This window comes from Streptomyces sp. NBC_00572, from assembly GCF_026341815.1.
In the GTDB taxonomy this organism is placed as follows: Bacteria; Actinomycetota; Actinomycetes; order Streptomycetales; family Streptomycetaceae; genus Streptomyces.
The window spans coordinates 273271-288973 of the sequence record NZ_JAPENX010000003.1; the positions used below are offsets into that span (position 1 = coordinate 273271).

Here is a 15703-nt window from a genome sequence, read left to right on the forward strand (position 1 = left end):
TGACCGACGGCCCGAGGAAGGGTGGCATCGATGACGGAGCGGGGACCTGAGGTCCGCACGCGGTACGGAGCGCTGCGGGGCTCCCTGAAGGACGGCGTGGCCGCCTTCCTGGGGGTGCCCTACGCGCAGGCCCCGGTGGGCCCGCTGCGGTTCCGCGCGCCGGAACCGGTCGACCCCTGGGACGGGGTACGGGAGGCCACGGCCTTCGGTCCGACGGCGCCGAAGCGCCCGTACGCCCCGCCGCTCGACGCCCTGCTCCCCGACCCGGACATCGCGGGCGACGACTGCCTCAACCTGAACGTGTGGGCGCCGTGGGGCGACGGACCGGAGTCCGCGACGCCGGACGGCGGGCGCCCGGTGATGGTCTGGATCCACGGCGGTTCGCTGATCCACGGCTCCTCGGCGGTCCCCGTCTACGACGGCACCGCCTTCGCGCGGGACGGGGTCGTCCTCGTCTCGGTCAACTACCGGCTGGGAATCGAGGGCTTCGGGGTCTTCCCCGACGCTCCCGGCAACCTCGGCCTGCGCGACCAGATCGCCGCGCTGACCTGGGTGCGGGACACCGTCGCGGACTTCGGCGGGGACCCTGAGCGCGTGACGGTGTTCGGCGAGTCGGCGGGCGCGATCTCGATCACCGCGCTGCTCGCCTCGCCGCTCGCTAAGGGGCTGTTCCGGCGGGCGGTGGTGCAGAGCGGGGCACCCATCGCGCAGCCCCTCGGCAAGGCCCGCCGGACCACCGAAGCGGTGGCCGCCCGGCTCAAGGTGCCGGCCACGGCGGAGGCCTTCGCGCGCGTGGACCGGGAAAAGCTGCTCACGGCGCAGACGAAGGTGACCGGCAAGGGCTCGCCGCTGACCGGCGGGCATTCCTTCCAGATCGTCGTCGACGGCGAGGTGGTGCCGCGCGATCCGGCGGAGGCGCTCGCGGACGGCGCCTCCGCCGAGGTGGACCTGCTGATGGGCACGACCACGGAGGAGTACCGGCTGTGGTTCGTGCCGAGCGGGGTCACGGACAGGGTGGGTCCCCTGGTCCAGCGGCTCCTGCTGTGGAAGGCGAAGGTGCCGTCCCGGGCGGCCCGGGTGTACCGCGCGGGCCGTCCGCAGGAGAAACCGGGCGAGATCCTGGGCGCGCTCGCCACTGACAAGCTGCTGCGGATCCCGCTGAACACCCTCGCGGACGCCCGGCTGCGCTCCGGCGCGCGGGCGGGAACGTATCTGTACGAGTTCGGCTGGCCCTCCCCCGTGCTCGGCCTCGGTGCCTGTCACGCGCTGGAACTCGGTTTCGTCTTCGACACGCTGGACCTGCCGGAGACGCGCGCCCTGACAGGTCCGGACGCGCCCGGCGAGCTGGCGGCGGCGATGCACGCGGCCTGGGTGTCCTTCGCCGCGACGGGCGACCCGGGCTGGCGGACCTGGGACCCGGCCCGTCCGGTGATGACCTACGGCCGGGGTGTCCCGTCCCTGATCGAGGCGCCGCGGGAGGCCGAACGGCGCGCCTGGGACGTCTGAGGCCGCCGGCGGGAATCAGGTCAGGTGGTGGCCCGTTGACGAGGATGACGGGCCACATCGAAGAGAGGCAGCGAGCGCGATGAGCGTCGAGACCACGACCGCCGAACCGACCGGCTACTCCGCGGAGGAGACGGTACGGCGGATCCTCACGTCCACGGGCGACACCTGGGCGGTGGTCGGCCTGTCCACGAACCAGGCGCGGGCCGCGTACGGGGTGGCGGCCGTCCTCCAGCGCTTCGGGAAGCGGATCGTCCCGGTCCACCCGAAGGCGGAGACCGTGCACGGCGAGCAGGGCTACGCGTCCCTCGCCGACATTCCCTTCCCGGTCGACGTCGTCGACGTGTTCGTCAACAGCGAGCAGGCGGGCGGGATCGCGGACGAGGCGGTCGCGATCGGCGCGAAGGCGGTCTGGTTCCAGCTGGACGTCATCGACAACTCCGCCTTCGCCCGCACGCGCGCGGCGGGCCTGGACATGGTCATGGACCGCTGCCCCGCGATCGAGATCCCGCGCCTGGGCTGAGGCCCTCGCGGGATCCTCAGCCGACCGGGACGCCGAGCCCCTCCAGGACGACCGCCCCCGGCAGTTGGGCGAAAGCCTTCCCCGGCAGGATCAGCTTGCCGCGCCTGCGGCCGCTGCCGACCAGGACCCACTCGGCGTCGACCACGGCGGCGTCCACGAGCAGGGGCCAGTCGGCCGGCAGGCCGATGGGGGTGATGCCGCCGTACTCCATGCCGGTCTCGCCGGTCGCGGTGTCCATCGGCGCGAACGAGGCCTTGCGGGCACCGAGGTGCTTGCGTACGACCCCGTTGACGTCGACCCTCGTCGCCGACTTCACCACGCACGCGGCCAGGGTCGTCGTCTCGCCGCGCTTGCCCGCGACGACCACGCAGTTGGCGGAGTCGTCGAGCAGCGCGGGCCCGTGGTGCTCCACGAAGACGGCGGTGTCGGCGATGGCCGGGTCGGTGTCCACGTACAGCAGCTGATCGGCCGGTACGGGCCCGGTCCAGGCCCGGACGGCCGCGGCGACGGGGCCGGTCAGCAGGCCGAGGCAGTCGGGGGCGGGCCGGGCGTCGTCGAAGTTTCCGATGGGTGCGCGCATGCGCCTCACGCTAACAACCACCGCCCGGTGCGCGGCCGCTCGTCTCAGCGTGCGGGCGACGGCGGCCGCGGGCAGGGCGGGCATCGGTACGGGCAGGACGTCAGCGTACGGGCGGGATGCAGTCGGCGATCGTCAGCGTACGGGCGGGATGGAGACGGCCATCGTCATCGCGGCGGGCTCGTCGCCGTCGTTGCGGTACTCGTGCGCCGTGTTGGCCTCGAAGACGGCGGAGGTGCCGGCCGGCAGGGTGTGCTCCTCGCCGTCGACGACCAGGGTGAGGACTCCCGCCGTGACGTTGAGCAGCTCGACGGTGCCGTCGGGGTGGGGGTCGGAGGCGCTGCCGTCGCCCGGCATGAGCGTCCAGGACCACAGCTCCAGGGGGCCGCGGGCCTCGGTGCCGACGAGGAGCGTGGTGTGGCTGCCGGTGGAGGTGGACCACATGCGGACGGCCTGGTCCTGCGGGACGATCCGGACCTGGGGGCCCTGCTCGTAGTCGAGCAGGGTGGTAATGGAGACGCCGAGGGCGTCGGCGAGCTTCACCGTGGTGCCGACGCTGGGGTTCGTCCGGGCCTGCTCGATCTGGATGATCATGCCGCGACTGACGCCCGCCCGTACGGCGAGGGCGTCCAGGGTGAGTCCCCGCTCCTTGCGCCAGCGCTTCAGGTTCCGTGCGAGCGACTGTGTGAGCTGATCGAGGTCCGACACATTCCGTCCAATATTTTGGATGACAGAGTTCAATGAACTGAACTACGGTGAGGTGTACCCGATTGTTCACTGCACTGTACTGCCGTCCGTGACTGTGAGGACCCATGACCGCCCTGTTCGCCCTGGCCACCAGCCTTCTGTGGGGCCTCGCCGACTTCGGCGGCGGGCTCCTCACGCGCCGCATCCCGGCCCTCACGGTCGTGGTGGTCTCCCAGCTCCTCGCGGTCGTCGTCCTCGGCGGCATCGTCCTCGCGACCGGCGCCTGGACCGAGGCGGGGCCGCAGCTCTGGTACGCGGTCGGGGCCGGCGTCGTCGGCCCGGCAGCCATGCTCGCCTTCTACAAGGCGCTCGCGCTCGGCCCGATGGGCGTCGTCTCCCCGCTCGGCTCGCTCGGTGTCGTCGTCCCCGTCTCGGTCGGCCTCCTCGTCGGCGACCGACCCGGTCTCGTGCAGTTCGCCGGGATCGGCGTGGCGATCCTCGGCGTGGTCCTCGCCGGCGGGCCGGAGCTGCGGGGCGCGCCCGTCCAGCGCCAGGCGGTCCTGCTCACCCTGGTCGCGGCCTTCGGTTTCGGCTCGGTGATGGCGCTGATCGCCGAGGCCTCCACGACGGTCACCGGCCTCTTCCTCGCGCTGTTCGTCCAGCGGGTCACCAACGTCCTGGTGGGCGGCGGCGCGCTGTACGCCTCGGTGAAGCGGGGCGGCCTGGCCCTCCCCGAGGGCGGCCCGCAGGTGATCCGCGCGGCCCTCCCGGCCCTCGCCTTCGTCGGCCTCGCCGACGTCGCCGCGAACGGTACGTACGCGATCGCGGCCCAGCAGGGCCCGGTCACCGTCGCCGCCGTCCTCGCCAGCCTCTACCCGGTGGTCACGTCACTCGCGGCCTACGGCGTCCTCAAGGAACGCCTGCGCGCCGTCCAGGCGGCGGGCGCGGGCCTCGCCCTGGTGGGCACGGTCCTGCTCGCGACCGGCTAGGGGGTGTCCGACCCCGCTCCGCCGGACAGGCCGTAGCGTCGCGGGAGGGGCCACCGGGGCGGTCGCGGGGGCTCAGCCCGCCCGCTCGACCTCCCACTTGGCGAGCGCCGCGAGCTGTTCCGACGTCACGTGCTCCGGGATCGGGACCGGGGCGGGGGTCCGCAGCGGCGGCTGCCAGCCCTTCTCCGGGTCCCAGCTCCGTACGACCCTGGCCGGGGCGCCCGCGACCACCGAATGGTCCGGCACCTCGCCGCGTACGACCGCGCCCGCCGCGACGACCACGTTCCGGCCGAGCCGGGCGCCGGGGAGGATCACCGCGCCGGTGCCGAGCCAGCAGCCGGGGCCGATGGAGACCGGTTCCGAGCGGGGCCACTGGCGGCCGACCGGCTCGTCCGGGTCGTCGTAGCTGTGGTTGGTCGAGGTGATGTAGACGTACGGACCGCAGTACGTGTCCGAGCCGATGCTCACCTTCGCGTCGGCGATCACATGGCTGCCCCGGCCGAGGACGACCCCGTCGCCGAGCGTCAGCACCGTGTCCGCCCCGAGGTCCAGGCCCGGCAGCATCCCGGCCGTCAGCGTGACCTGCTCGGCGAGGATGCAGCACTCGCCGATCTCGATCCACCGCTCGCCGAAGACCGTGCCCTGCGGGAAGGCCAGCCGGGTGCCCGCGCCGAGCCGACGGAAACGGAGCTTCCCCGGGTGCTCGGCGGTGACGGAGCCGGTCTCCTGCACCCAGCGCCAGCCGCCCTGTACGGCACGGTTGAGCATCCGGCGCCGCCAGGCGGCAAGGGACGAGAACGTGTTTCTGTTCCTGGGCACCCGGACACCGTAGTCGGCACCGTCGTGCCTGATCAGTGCGGTGCGCTGTGATGTCCGTCATGAGCACGGCATAGGCTGCGGCCGGGGGCACCCCCGGGCGTGACACGACGGCTGACGATCAGGAGCGAACCATGACAGAGGCGTTGATCAAGGGTGTGGGCGGCAAGGAGCCGCAGATCGACCCGACCGCCTTCACCGCCCCGACCTCCGTGGTGCTCGGCGAGGTGACGCTCGGCGCCCGCGCCAGCATCTGGTACCACGCGGTGCTGCGCGCGGACTGCGGTCCCATCGCGATCGGCGAGGACTCCAACATCCAGGACAACTGCACCGTCCATGTCGACCCCGGTTTCCCCGTCTCGATCGGCGACCGCGTGACCGTCGGCCACAACGCCACCGTGCACGGCTGTGTCATCGAGGACGACGTGCTCGTCGGCATGGGCGCGACCGTCCTCAACGGTGCGCGGATCGGTGCCGGTTCGCTGGTCGCCGCGCAGGCGCTCGTCCCGCAGGGGATGGAGATCCCGCCGGGGTCGCTCGTCGCGGGCGTCCCGGCGAAGGTCCGCCGTCCGCTGACCGAGGAGGAGAAGGCGGGCATCCAGCTGAACGCCGAGATGTACCTGCTGCTCGCCAAGGGCCACGCCGAGGCGTTCGAGGACTGAGCCGAACGGCCCCGGTCGGTCATGGCGAGGAGGGCGGTACCCGTCGACGGGTACCGCCCTCCTCCACGTGATGTCGGCGGTCAGTCCGCGACCGCGACCGGCTCCGCCTCGGGGGCGTCGGACCGCTCCGCCGCCGCCTTCTTCGCGCGGTTCTTGATGATCAGCATCGAGGCGACGCCGATCAGCACGGCGAGGACGAGCCCCAGCCACGAGAAGCGCTTGAGCCAGGCCTCGGCGACGATGCCGACCGAGTAGATGACGGCCGTCGTGCCGCCGGCCCACAGGATGCCGCCGAAGACGTTGGCGACGAGGAACTTCCAGTACGGCATGTGCAGCACGCCCGCGAGCGGCCCGGCGAAGATGCGGAGCAGGGCGATGAAGCGGCCGAAGAAGACCGCCCACATGCCCCACTTCTCGAAGGAGCGCTCGGCGAGCCCGATGTTGGCCTCGCTGAAGTGCTTGGGGAACTTCTTCCCCAGCCAGGCGAGCAACGGCCGACCGCCCTTGCGGCCGATCGCGTAGCCGATCGAGTCGCCGATGATCGCACCGGCGGTGGCGCAGGCACCGAGCACGTACGGATTGATGTCACCGTGCTGCGAGGCGAGCAGCGCGGAACTCACGAGCACGATCTCGCCGGGCAGCGGGATGCCCAGGCTCTCCAGCCCGATCACCACCGCGACAAGGACGTAGACGGCGACCGCGGGAATCGTCTCCAGCCACTCCTGGACGTGCAACGCGGCTTCCTCCCGTTTCGACTGCTCTGCCGCGCCGGGCCCGTGGTCGGGGGCCGTGGCGCCGGCGTGCACCGCGGCGGGCACGCCGGGGCAGCCTACCCGGTCAGGGGATACGCCCTCCCCCGTCGGCCGCCCGGAACGCGGCCGCCCCCGCACCCGGGACGGGATACGGGGGCGGCTCGCGACGTCCGAGGTCGGGCGTGCGGGTCAGGCGTTCGGGCGCAGGGTCCAGACGACGGTCATCTCGCCGGTCACGGCGCCGTCCTCACGGGTGATCTCGATCCGCACCGGGAACTCCGGGCGCTCCCCCGCGTCGAGTTCGGCGACGACCTCGGCGGCCGGGCGGCCCAGGGTGGCGGTGGCCGTGACGATGCCCATGGCGAGCTTCTTGTAGCCGATCTCGGCCTTGACGGCGAGCGGCACGGCGCGGCTCAGCTGGTCGCCGAAGGCGGCGAGCACGATGGCGCCGCTGGCGGACTCGGCGAGCGTGAACATCGCTCCGGCGTGCGGGCCGCCGACGTGGTTGTGGTAGGCGGGCTGGTCCGGCAGGCGCACGACGGCGCGCTCGGCGGTGGTCTCCAGGAACTCGAGGTTCAGGGTTCCGGCCATGGGGACCGTGGCGGCGAGCATCTCGCCGACGGTCATCTGGTCTGCGCTCATGGACCGTGATGTTACCCACGAGTAGCAGCCTTGGCCATACCCTCCCGCGCACACGGTCCGGGGGCGGACGTGGTCGAGCCGCCTCCGCACCTCTATGGTTACTGGCCATGTGGCCAGGACAGCAGCCGCCCGGGGGCGAGCAGAACCCGCAGGACCAGAATCAGAACCCCTACCAGCAGTCGGGGTACCAGCAGCAGCCGAACCCGTATCAGCAGCCGCCTGCCCAGCCCGGGTATCCGCAGCAGCCGCCGACACAGCCCGGCTACCCGCAGCAGCCGCCGACGCAGCCCGGCTACGGACAGCAGCCGCCCGCGCCGCCCGGATACCCGCAGCAGGGTTACGGGCAGCAGCCGGGTTACGGCCAGCCGAACCCGTACCAGCAACCGACCGTGGCGCAGCAGTACGCGGTGCCCGGACCGGGTCAGCCCGGCGGGCCCGGCGACGGGAAGAAGAAGCAGACGACGCTCGTGGCGATCGTCGCCGCGACCGCCGTGGTCGTAGCGGCCGGTGTCACCGGCTTCCTGGTGCTCAGCAAGGACGACGACAAGAAGCAGGTCGCCGACGACCCGAAGCCGCCCGTGACCTCCGCTCCGGTGGACCCCTCCACCGACCCGTCGACGATTCCCTCGACCGACCCGAGCGACAGCCCGTCCGGGATCGACAACCCGCGCGACGGCGCCGCCCAGCAGCCGACGATCCCCGGCTGGAAGGTCGTCTACAACCCGAAGTACGGCACCCTCTTCGACGTACCGCCGGAGTGGGAGGTCCTGAAGCCGGGAATGATCACCTTCTTCGAGGACGAGAAGAAGAACGACGGCAGCCCGCTCGTCACCATGTCGTCGCCGACGCGTCTCAAGAGCGAGTGGTGCACGTACGACACCGACAAGAACGGCACCAACGAGACCTGGGGCCTGAGCACCGCCGGCACCAAGGGCGGCCAGGGCGCCAAGAACACCTCGGACGCCGCGCGGAGCGAGGCCGGTACATGGGTGTGGGGCGGCTACGCCCAGCACATGCCGCAGAGCACCATCAAGATCTCCAAGCCCGTGGCGTACAAGACGAAGTCGGGTCTCACCGGCCATATGGCGACCGCGACGGCGCCGGGCGTGAAGAAGCGCAACAAGTGCGAGTCGGACGGCAAGTCGATCGCCTTCACCTTCAAGAACGCCAAGGGCGACTTCACGACCTGGGTGCTCTACGGGGCCGACGGCGTCAAGGACGAACTGCCGGACGCCACCATCAAGCAGATCCTCTCGACGGTCCGCCTCGCGCCGGCCTCCTGACCGTCCGACTGCCCTGACCGACCGGGCCCCGGCGCATGGTTCGTCCACGCGCCGGGGCCCGACCCGTCCGGCCACCGGCCTGCCCGCCCACCCGAGCCCCGGGTCTCTCCGTCCGGATATGGGTTTGGCATCCGAGCGGCCCGCCAGGGATAGTCCCGGGGTGAACAATCCCGCCGCCTCCCCGCACCGCACCCCCTTCGGTTCCCGCCGACCCGAATGGGCCGGGCGCAACTACGTCCTCCTCACCGCCGCCACCGTCGTGACCAACCTCGGCACGCACGGCGCGCTGATCGCCACGACCTGGGCGGTGTTCGAGGCCAAGGGCGACGCGGGCGACGTGGGACTCGTGGCGATGGCACGCTTCCTGCCGCTGGTCCTCTTCCTGCTGATCGGCGGCGCGGTCGCCGACCGGGTGCCCCGGCACCGGGTCATGGTCGCCGCCAACACCCTCAACTGCCTCTCACAGGCAGTCTTCGCCGCCCTCGTGCTCTCCGGTGAGGCCCAGATCTGGCAGATGATGGTCCTCACGGGCCTCTGCGGAACCGGCCAGGCCTTCTTCAACCCGGCGGCCGAGGGCATGCTGATGTCCAGCGTCACCGGGGAGCAGGCGAGCCGCGCCTTCGCCGTCTACCGGATGGCCATGCACGGCGCGTCCATCGGCGGCGCGGCGCTCGGCGGTGCGCTCGTCGCCTTCGTCGGACCCGGCTGGGTCCTCCTGATCGACGCGATCGCCTTCGCCGTCGCGGGCGGACTGCGCGCGTTCCTGGACGTGAGCGGCATCCCCGAGCGCGCTCCCAGCGGCGGTCTCTTCGCCGATCTGCGGGAGGGTTGGCACGAGTTCGTCGGCCGGCCGTGGCTCTGGTCGATCGTCGCCCAGTTCTCCGTGGTGGTGGGACTGATCGGGGCGGTCGAGTCGGTGTACGGACCGCTGGTCGCCAAGGCCGAACTGGGCGGCGCGCGCCCCTGGGGCATCGCGCTCGCCGCGTACGGCGTGGGGACGCTCGCGGGCGCCGTCCTGATGGCCCGGTGGAAGCCGCGCCGACTGCTGTTCATCGGAACGCTCGGCGTCTTCCCCATCGCGCTGCCCTCGGCGGCGCTGGCGGTGCCGCTCGACGCGGTGGGGCTCACGGCCGCGATGTTCGTGAGCGGCGTGGCCATCGAGGTCTTCGGCGTCTCGTGGATGACAGCCCTGCACCAGGAGATCCCGGAGGAGAAGCTGTCCCGGGTCTCGGCCTACGACTGGTTCGGCTCGACGGCCCTGCTGCCGCTGACGACGGCGCTCGCGGGCCCGGCGGAGACCGCGTTCGGGCGGAGTGCGGCGCTGTGGGGCGCGGCGGGGCTGATGGTGCTGGTCACTGCCATCGTCCTGCTCGTACCGGACGTACGGAATCTGACCCGGCGTCCGCACACGAAGGAGATCAAGGGGCCTGAGCCGTCGGCCGCGCCCGAGTCGGCCGCGTCCGCCTCAGCCGATGCCGAAGGCGCCCTCCGGCGGAACGGGTGAGGGTACGGCCCCGGCGTCGAGGACCGGTTCCGCGGCGCCGGTGAACCGGTCGAGCGTGTCCCCGTGCTCCACGCGCGCGGGGAAGGCGTCCGCCGCGGCCCGCCGCACGAGGTGGGCGGTGTCGATCTCGCGGCCGGAGGCGACCAGGACCGCGTTCCCGAAGCGCCGACCGCGCAGGACGGCCGGTTCGGCGACCAGCGCGAGCTCGGGGAAGACGGCGGCGAAGGTGGCGAGCTGGGAGCGGAGGAAGGCGAACGGCGCACCGTCCGCGAGGTTGGCGGCGTAGACGCCGTCGGGTCGCAGGACGCGCCTGACCTCGCGCGCGTACTCCACGGAAGTGAGGTGGGCGGGCACGCGCGAGCCGCCGAAGACGTCACCGACGACGAGATCGGCCGAAGCGTCGGGGGCCGCCTCCAGCCAGCGCCGGGCGTCGGCGCCGTGCACGGTGATCCCGGAGTCCTCGGGCAGCGGCAGGTGTTCGGCGACGAGCGCGAGCAGCCCCCGGTCCGCCTCGACCACGTCCTGGCGCGAGCCGGGGCGGGTGACGGCGACGTACCGGGGCAGGGAGAGCGCGCCGCCGCCCAGGTGCAGGACGTCCAGCGGTTCGCCGTCGTCGGCGGCGCCGTCGACGACATGGGCGAGCCGGCGCGCGTACTCGAACTCCAGGTACGCCGGGTCGTCGAGGTCGACGTACGACTGGGGTGCACCGTCGACCGTCAGGAGCCATGCCCGCTCCCGGTCCACATCGGGCATGAGGCGCGCGGTGCCCTGGTCGACCTCGCGGAGGACGGGAATGTGCTCGTTCACGCTCTCATTGTGCCGGGGGCGGTGCGACGGAAGGTCGGCCGGTCCCGGGCAGGGCTACGGAAGGCCGGTCGGCCGGTCAGAGGTGCTTGAGGGCCTCGCGGACCGAGAGCGGGGAGAGGCGGGCGGTGTTCGCGGTGACGAAGGCGCGGACCTCGGCCGGGGCCGTCTTGGCGTACTCGCGCAGGCTCCAGCCGATGGCCTTGCGGAGGAAGAAGTCGGTGTCGGCGGCGCGGCGCAGGCAGTGGGCGAAGAGCCGGTCCGCGTCGGTGGACTCCTTGAAGCGCAGCTGGTGGAGGATCGCCGTACGGGCCACCCACAGGTCCTCGTCCTCGATCCACTCGTCCATGCGGTCACCGAGGGAGGGGTCGGCCGCGACCAGACCGCCGACGACATGGGCGGCGAGGTGGTCGACCGTGTCCCACCAGGAGACGGTGGTGACGAGCCGGCGGGCGACGGGCAGGAACCCGGACGAGCAGCGCTTCACATGGCGGCGCAGGTAGTCCACGGCGAAGTAGTGGTACTCGCGCTCGGGCAGGGCGAAGCAGCGCAGGGCGACGGCGGCGCAGTCCCGTTCGTCGGGGCGCGGAGTGCCGTCGAGGACGGTACGGGACAGGGTCCGGCGCTCGGGGGTGCGAAGCCCGAGGAAGGGGGCGACACCCTTCATGTACGCGACCATCTCCTGCGCCCGGAAGGGGTTCCCTGCAGCCGGGTAGACGGTGGTGAGCCGCTCCAGGACGGTGTCGGCGAGGGCGCTGTCGGGGATGTCGACGAGGGTGTCGGCAGCGAGGCCGGCGGGGCCGCCGGCCGGTCGTGCGGTGTCGGTCATGGGACCCTCCCTGTCGTGCCCTGTCATGGGTGCTCCGGGATCCGGCCCCGACGGACATGACGCACATTACGGCGATCATACGGACGCGTCCGTTACTCTCCCCGAATGCTCGCTCCCGTGCCCCGGCCGCCGGGCTCCGTCGCCCTCCGCTGCTCCCGGGCCCTGCTCGCGCCCCGCGCACGGCTCTCGGTGCTCGCGCTGCTGCTGCTCTCGGCGGCGGCCCTCGTCGTGCTGTACGAGCCACAGCGGCTGCTCTCCTCGGGCTGGCCGCAGCAGACGAGCGGCGCCGACGCGGTGATGCTGTTCGGGCTGGCGTACGGGGTGTGCACGGCGGCGTTCGTACCGCGCCCGGTGCTCAATCTGGCGGCGGGCGCGCTCTTCGGCTCGGCCTTCGGTCTGACGGCCGCGATCGCGGGGACGGTGCTGGGCGCCGGGATCTCCTTCACCCTCGGCCGCTACCTGGGGCAGGACGCGCTGCGGCCGATGCTGCGGGGCCGCTGGCTGATGGCGGCCGACGGGCAACTCAGCCGGCACGGGTTCCGTTCGATGCTGGCGATCCGGCTGTTCCCCGGGGTGCCGTTCGCGGCGGCCAACTACTGTGCCGCCGTCTCCAGGATGGGGTACGTACCGTTCCTGGTGGCGACGGCACTCGGCTCGGTGCCCAACACGGCGGCGTACGTCGTGGCGGGCGCGCAGGCGGGCGAACCGGGCTCCCCGGCCTTCCTCTTCTCGGCGGGCTTCATCGCACTGTCCGGCCTGGCGGCCGCCGTGGTCGCCTGGCGCAAGCGGCACCACCTGCGGGCCCCGGCTCCGGCCGTGGCGCCGGATCCGGAGCCCGAGACCGTGGGCAGCCCCCGCTAGCGGCCGGGGTCAGAGTGCCTCGACGATCATCGCGTTGGCCAGGCCGCCCGCCTCGCACATCGCCTGGAGTCCGTAGCGCGTTCCCCTGGCCCGTAGCGCGTGGACCAGTGTCGTGGTGAGGCGGGTGCCGCTGGCGCCGAGGGGGTGCCCGAGGGCGATCGCGCCGCCGTGGACGTTGACCTTGGCCGGGTCCGCGCCGGTCTCCTGCTGCCAGGCGAGGACGACGCTCGCGAAGGCCTCGTTGATCTCGAAGAGGTCGATGTCGGCGAGGGAGAGGCCCGACCTCCGCAGCACCTTCTCCGTGGCGGGGAGGACGCCGGTGAGCATGAGCAGCGGGTCGGAGCCGGTGACGGCGAAGCTGTGCAGTCGGGCGAGGGGACGCAGGCCGAGGCTGCGGGCCGTGTCGGCGGCCATGACGAGGACGGCGGAGGCACCGTCGTTGATCGGGCTGCTGTTCCCGGCGGTGACGGACCAGTCGATCTGCGGGAAGCGGTCGGCGAAGCCGGGGTCCTCGAAGGAGGGCCGCAGTCCGGCGAGGATCTCGGGGGTGGTCGTGGGGCGCACCGACTCGTCGCGGCGGACGTCCTCGTAAGGCGCGACCTCGGCGTCGAAGAGGCCGGCCGCCCAGGCGCGGGCCGCCTTGGTGTGCGACGCGGTGGCGAACGCGTCCATGGCCTCGCGGCCGATCGACCACTTCGCGGCGATGAGTTCGGCGCTGATGCCCTGCGGGACGAGGCCCTCGGGGTAGCGCTCGGCGACCCCGGGGCCGAAGGGGTCGGCGCCGGGCGGCACGTTGGACCACATGGGGACCCGGCTCATGGACTCGACTCCGCAGGCGACGGCGATGTCGTACGCCCCAGAGAGCACGCCCTGGGCGGCGAAGTGGACGGCCTGCTGGGAGGAGCCGCACTGCCGGTCGACGGTGGTGGCGGGCACGGACTCGGGGAATCCGGCACCCAGCCAGGCGTAGCGGGTGGTGTTCATGGCCTGCTCGCCGACCTGGTCGACGGTGCCGCCGATCACGTCGTCGACGAGGGCCGGATCGATGCCGCTGCGTTCGATCAGGGCGCGCAGGGTGTGGGAGAGCAGGGCGACGGGGTGGACGTGGGCCAGGGCTCCGCCCGGCTTGCCCTTTCCTATCGGGGTCCGGACGGCTTCGACGATGACGGCGTCGCGCATGACAGGCTCCTGAGTTGGATAAGTGGACCAACACTCATCGGTAACATAACCCAGTGAGTTGGCTTTTCAAACCTACAAGAAGGAGTGAGTCGGGTTTCCAAACTCACCACGCTCGCGCTGCCCTACTCTTGACCCCATGAAGGCCGCCCCCCGCCCCTGCTCGATCGCCGACACCCTGGCGCTCGTCGGGGAGAAGTACTCGCTGCTCGTGCTCCGCGAGGTCTCCCTCGGTGTGCGCCGCTTCGACCGGATCGCGCGCAACACCGGCGCCCCCCGCGACATCCTCACCACCCGCCTCAAGCGGCTCGTGGAGGCGGGAATCCTGGAGAAGGTGCAGTACAGCGAACGCCCGCAGCGCTTCGAGTACCGGGCCACGGCCGCCGGCGAGGAGCTCCAGCCGGTCCTGGTGACCCTGATGGCCTGGGGCGACCGCCACCTCAACGCCGACGACCGGCCGATCGTCCTGGAGCACCGGTGCGGCGAGATCCTCAGCCCCCGCGTCGTGTGCGCCCACTGCGGGGAAGAGGCCGACCGCAAGAGCCTCAGCGCCCATGTCAGGGCGCCCGGCTGGACGACGGCGGGCCCGGCGGGCCCTCAGGAGGCCTGACCACAGGCCCGTCACTTTGGGACGGTACGCTGCGCACGACCTTCTGACCGCACACGTACATAACGGGACGGCCCTAGCCCCATGAGTTGGTTCGAATCGTTCATCCTCGGACTCGTCCAGGGGCTGACGGAGTTCCTTCCCATCTCCTCCAGCGCACACCTCCGTCTCACCGCGGCATTCGCCGGCTGGGAGGATCCGGGCGCGGCCTTCACCGCGATCACCCAGATCGGCACGGAGACCGCGGTCCTGATCTACTTCCGCAAGGACATCGCGCGGATCGTCACGGCCTGGTTCCGCTCCCTCACCGACAAGGCGATGCGCTCCGACCACGACGCCCAGATGGGCTGGCTGGTGATCGTCGGCTCCATCCCGATCGGTGTCCTCGGCATCACGCTCAAGGACCAGATCGAGGGCCCCTTCCGCGACCTGCGGCTCATCGCCACCACCCTGATCGTCATGGGCATCGTCCTCGGCGTCGCGGACCGGCTCGCCGCCCGCGACGAGATCGGCGGCCGCCACCGGGCGATCCGCGAGCGCAAGTCGCTCAAGGACCTCAGCGTGAAGGACGGCCTGATCTTCGGCATCTGCCAGGCGATGGCCCTGATCCCGGGCGTCTCACGCTCGGGCGCGACGATCTCCGGCGGTCTCCTCATGGGCTACACCCGCGAGGCGGCCGCGCGCTACTCCTTCCTCCTCGCGATCCCGGCGGTGCTCGCCTCGGGCGCGTACGAGCTGAAGGACGCGGGCGAGGGGCACGTCTCCTGGGGCCCGACGATCTTCGCCACGATCATCGCCTTCGCCGTCGGTTACGCGGTGATCGCCTGGTTCATGAAGTTCATCACCACCAAGAGCTTCATGCCGTTCGTGATCTACCGGATCCTGCTCGGCATCCTGCTGTTCATCCTGGTCGGCACCGACGCCCTGAGCCCGCACGCGGGCGAATCCGCCAACTAGCGAAGTGCACATATGTAGCGCCATCTAGCACTTCCTAGTGCCCAACTACATCGGTGCGCCATGATCATCTCCCACCCCTCTCCCACCAATCTCCCACTTGGGAGACGGGAGACGCCCAACTGAGGGGTGTGCTTCCGCAAACTGAGGGGTGACGCAGAAGGGCCCGCACGGCACCAGCCGTGCGGGCCCTTCTGTACGGAGGGCGGTGCGGGTCAGCTCAGGTCGAGGCGGTCCAGCAGGCCCTGGACCCGGGCGTCGAGGACCTTCTCCGCCTCCGGGGTGATCGTGGCGAGGGCCACCATGGCGGTCACGATGACGTCGCTCAACTCCTTCTCGACGTCCTGCCAGGTGTGGCTGTTGCCCTTGCGCGGGTTGGCTCCGAGCACCCCGGTGATGGCCTCGGCGGCCTCCCCGAGCTCCTCCCCGATCTTGAGCACCCGCAGCAGCTTCACGTCACCGGCCGCGGCCTGGTTCTCCTTGTCCAGCCAGCCGCGCAGCTTCTGCACGCCGTCCCACGTCGTGTCCATGTGG

The 15703-nt window shown here is 71.9% G+C and carries 18 protein-coding genes; 9 read left to right on the forward strand and 9 right to left on the reverse strand.

The window, feature by feature from the left end:
• Positions 1-30 precede the first annotated feature (30 nt).
• Both OG514_RS37920 and OG514_RS37925 read left to right on the forward strand, forming a co-directional pair.
• Positions 31-1506: a carboxylesterase/lipase family protein gene (locus OG514_RS37920; RefSeq protein ID WP_266902805.1), complete on the forward strand. Its 1476-nt coding sequence runs from the start codon at positions 31-33 to the stop codon at positions 1504-1506.
• 79 nt (positions 1507-1585) lie between these two features.
• Complete coding sequence (locus OG514_RS37925; protein WP_266902807.1) at positions 1586-2026, forward strand: CoA-binding protein; 441 nt, start codon at positions 1586-1588, stop codon at positions 2024-2026.
• 16 nt (positions 2027-2042) lie between these two features.
• Here OG514_RS37925 and OG514_RS37930 read toward each other — a convergent pair whose 3' ends face one another.
• Positions 2043-2606 (reverse strand): YbaK/EbsC family protein, encoded by a 564-nt coding sequence (locus OG514_RS37930; RefSeq protein WP_266902809.1) that lies wholly within the window; start codon positions 2604-2606, stop codon positions 2043-2045.
• Positions 2607-2738: 132 nt separating this feature from the next.
• Positions 2739-3311: a helix-turn-helix domain-containing protein gene (locus OG514_RS37935; protein ID WP_266902811.1), complete on the reverse strand. Its 573-nt coding sequence runs from the start codon at positions 3309-3311 to the stop codon at positions 2739-2741.
• A 104-nt stretch (positions 3312-3415) separates the two neighbouring features.
• Between OG514_RS37935 and OG514_RS37940 the strand changes: the two genes are divergently transcribed.
• On the forward strand, positions 3416-4279 hold the full coding sequence (locus OG514_RS37940; protein WP_266902813.1) for a DMT family transporter: 864 nt from the start codon (positions 3416-3418) through the stop codon (positions 4277-4279).
• Positions 4280-4351: 72 nt separating this feature from the next.
• Here OG514_RS37940 and OG514_RS37945 read toward each other — a convergent pair whose 3' ends face one another.
• Complete coding sequence (locus OG514_RS37945) at positions 4352-5098, reverse strand: acyltransferase (protein WP_266902816.1); 747 nt, start codon at positions 5096-5098, stop codon at positions 4352-4354.
• A gap of 131 nt (positions 5099-5229) precedes the next feature.
• On the opposite strand from OG514_RS37945, the gene OG514_RS37950 reads away from it, so the two are divergent.
• Positions 5230-5757: a gamma carbonic anhydrase family protein gene (locus tag OG514_RS37950; protein ID WP_266902818.1), complete on the forward strand. Its 528-nt coding sequence runs from the start codon at positions 5230-5232 to the stop codon at positions 5755-5757.
• An 80-nt stretch (positions 5758-5837) separates the two neighbouring features.
• On the opposite strand, the gene OG514_RS37955 is transcribed toward OG514_RS37950, so the two are convergent.
• Both OG514_RS37955 and OG514_RS37960 read right to left on the reverse strand, forming a co-directional pair.
• The gene (locus OG514_RS37955; protein ID WP_266903091.1) at positions 5838-6491 is read right to left on the reverse strand and encodes a DedA family protein; all 654 of its coding nucleotides are present in this window, start codon (positions 6489-6491) and stop codon (positions 5838-5840) included.
• Between the two features lie 207 nt (positions 6492-6698).
• Positions 6699-7136: a DUF4442 domain-containing protein gene (locus OG514_RS37960; protein WP_266903093.1), complete on the reverse strand. Its 438-nt coding sequence runs from the start codon at positions 7134-7136 to the stop codon at positions 6699-6701.
• 122 nt (positions 7137-7258) lie between these two features.
• Here OG514_RS37960 and OG514_RS37965 point away from each other — a divergent pair, with 122 nt between their 5' ends.
• Entirely contained in the window at positions 7259-8434 is a 1176-nt protein-coding gene (locus OG514_RS37965) for a hypothetical protein (protein WP_266902820.1), read from the forward strand.
• A 160-nt stretch (positions 8435-8594) separates the two neighbouring features.
• A complete protein-coding gene (locus OG514_RS37970) occupies positions 8595-9938 on the forward strand; it encodes an MFS transporter (protein ID WP_266902822.1) in 1344 nt (447 codons plus the stop codon).
• Here OG514_RS37970 and OG514_RS37975 read toward each other — a convergent pair.
• Together OG514_RS37975 and OG514_RS37980 are read right to left on the reverse strand one after the other, a co-directional pair.
• Complete coding sequence (locus OG514_RS37975; RefSeq protein WP_266902824.1) at positions 9900-10745, reverse strand: spermidine synthase; 846 nt, start codon at positions 10743-10745, stop codon at positions 9900-9902. The genes OG514_RS37970 and OG514_RS37975 overlap by 39 nt on opposite strands.
• A 76-nt stretch (positions 10746-10821) precedes the next feature.
• The gene (locus OG514_RS37980) at positions 10822-11571 is read right to left on the reverse strand and encodes a DNA alkylation repair protein (RefSeq protein WP_266902826.1); all 750 of its coding nucleotides are present in this window, start codon (positions 11569-11571) and stop codon (positions 10822-10824) included.
• A gap of 105 nt (positions 11572-11676) precedes the next feature.
• Here OG514_RS37980 and OG514_RS37985 point away from each other — a divergent pair, with 105 nt between their 5' ends.
• Positions 11677-12432: a TVP38/TMEM64 family protein gene (locus OG514_RS37985; protein ID WP_266902828.1), complete on the forward strand. Its 756-nt coding sequence runs from the start codon at positions 11677-11679 to the stop codon at positions 12430-12432.
• A gap of 9 nt (positions 12433-12441) precedes the next feature.
• Here the strand turns inward: OG514_RS37985 and OG514_RS37990 are convergent, their stop codons facing one another.
• Positions 12442-13611 (reverse strand): thiolase family protein, encoded by a 1170-nt coding sequence (locus tag OG514_RS37990; protein ID WP_266902830.1) that lies wholly within the window; start codon positions 13609-13611, stop codon positions 12442-12444.
• A 136-nt stretch (positions 13612-13747) separates the two neighbouring features.
• Between OG514_RS37990 and OG514_RS37995 the strand changes: the two genes are divergently transcribed.
• The gene (locus OG514_RS37995) at positions 13748-14218 is read left to right on the forward strand and encodes a helix-turn-helix domain-containing protein (RefSeq protein ID WP_266902832.1); all 471 of its coding nucleotides are present in this window, start codon (positions 13748-13750) and stop codon (positions 14216-14218) included.
• Positions 14219-14299: 81 nt separating this feature from the next.
• The gene (locus tag OG514_RS38000; protein WP_266902834.1) at positions 14300-15172 is read left to right on the forward strand and encodes an undecaprenyl-diphosphate phosphatase; all 873 of its coding nucleotides are present in this window, start codon (positions 14300-14302) and stop codon (positions 15170-15172) included.
• A 212-nt stretch (positions 15173-15384) separates the two neighbouring features.
• Here the strand turns inward: OG514_RS38000 and OG514_RS38005 are convergent, their stop codons facing one another.
• On the reverse strand, positions 15385-15699 hold the full coding sequence (locus OG514_RS38005; protein ID WP_266902836.1) for a MazG-like family protein: 315 nt from the start codon (positions 15697-15699) through the stop codon (positions 15385-15387).
• Positions 15700-15703: the final 4 nt, after the last annotated feature.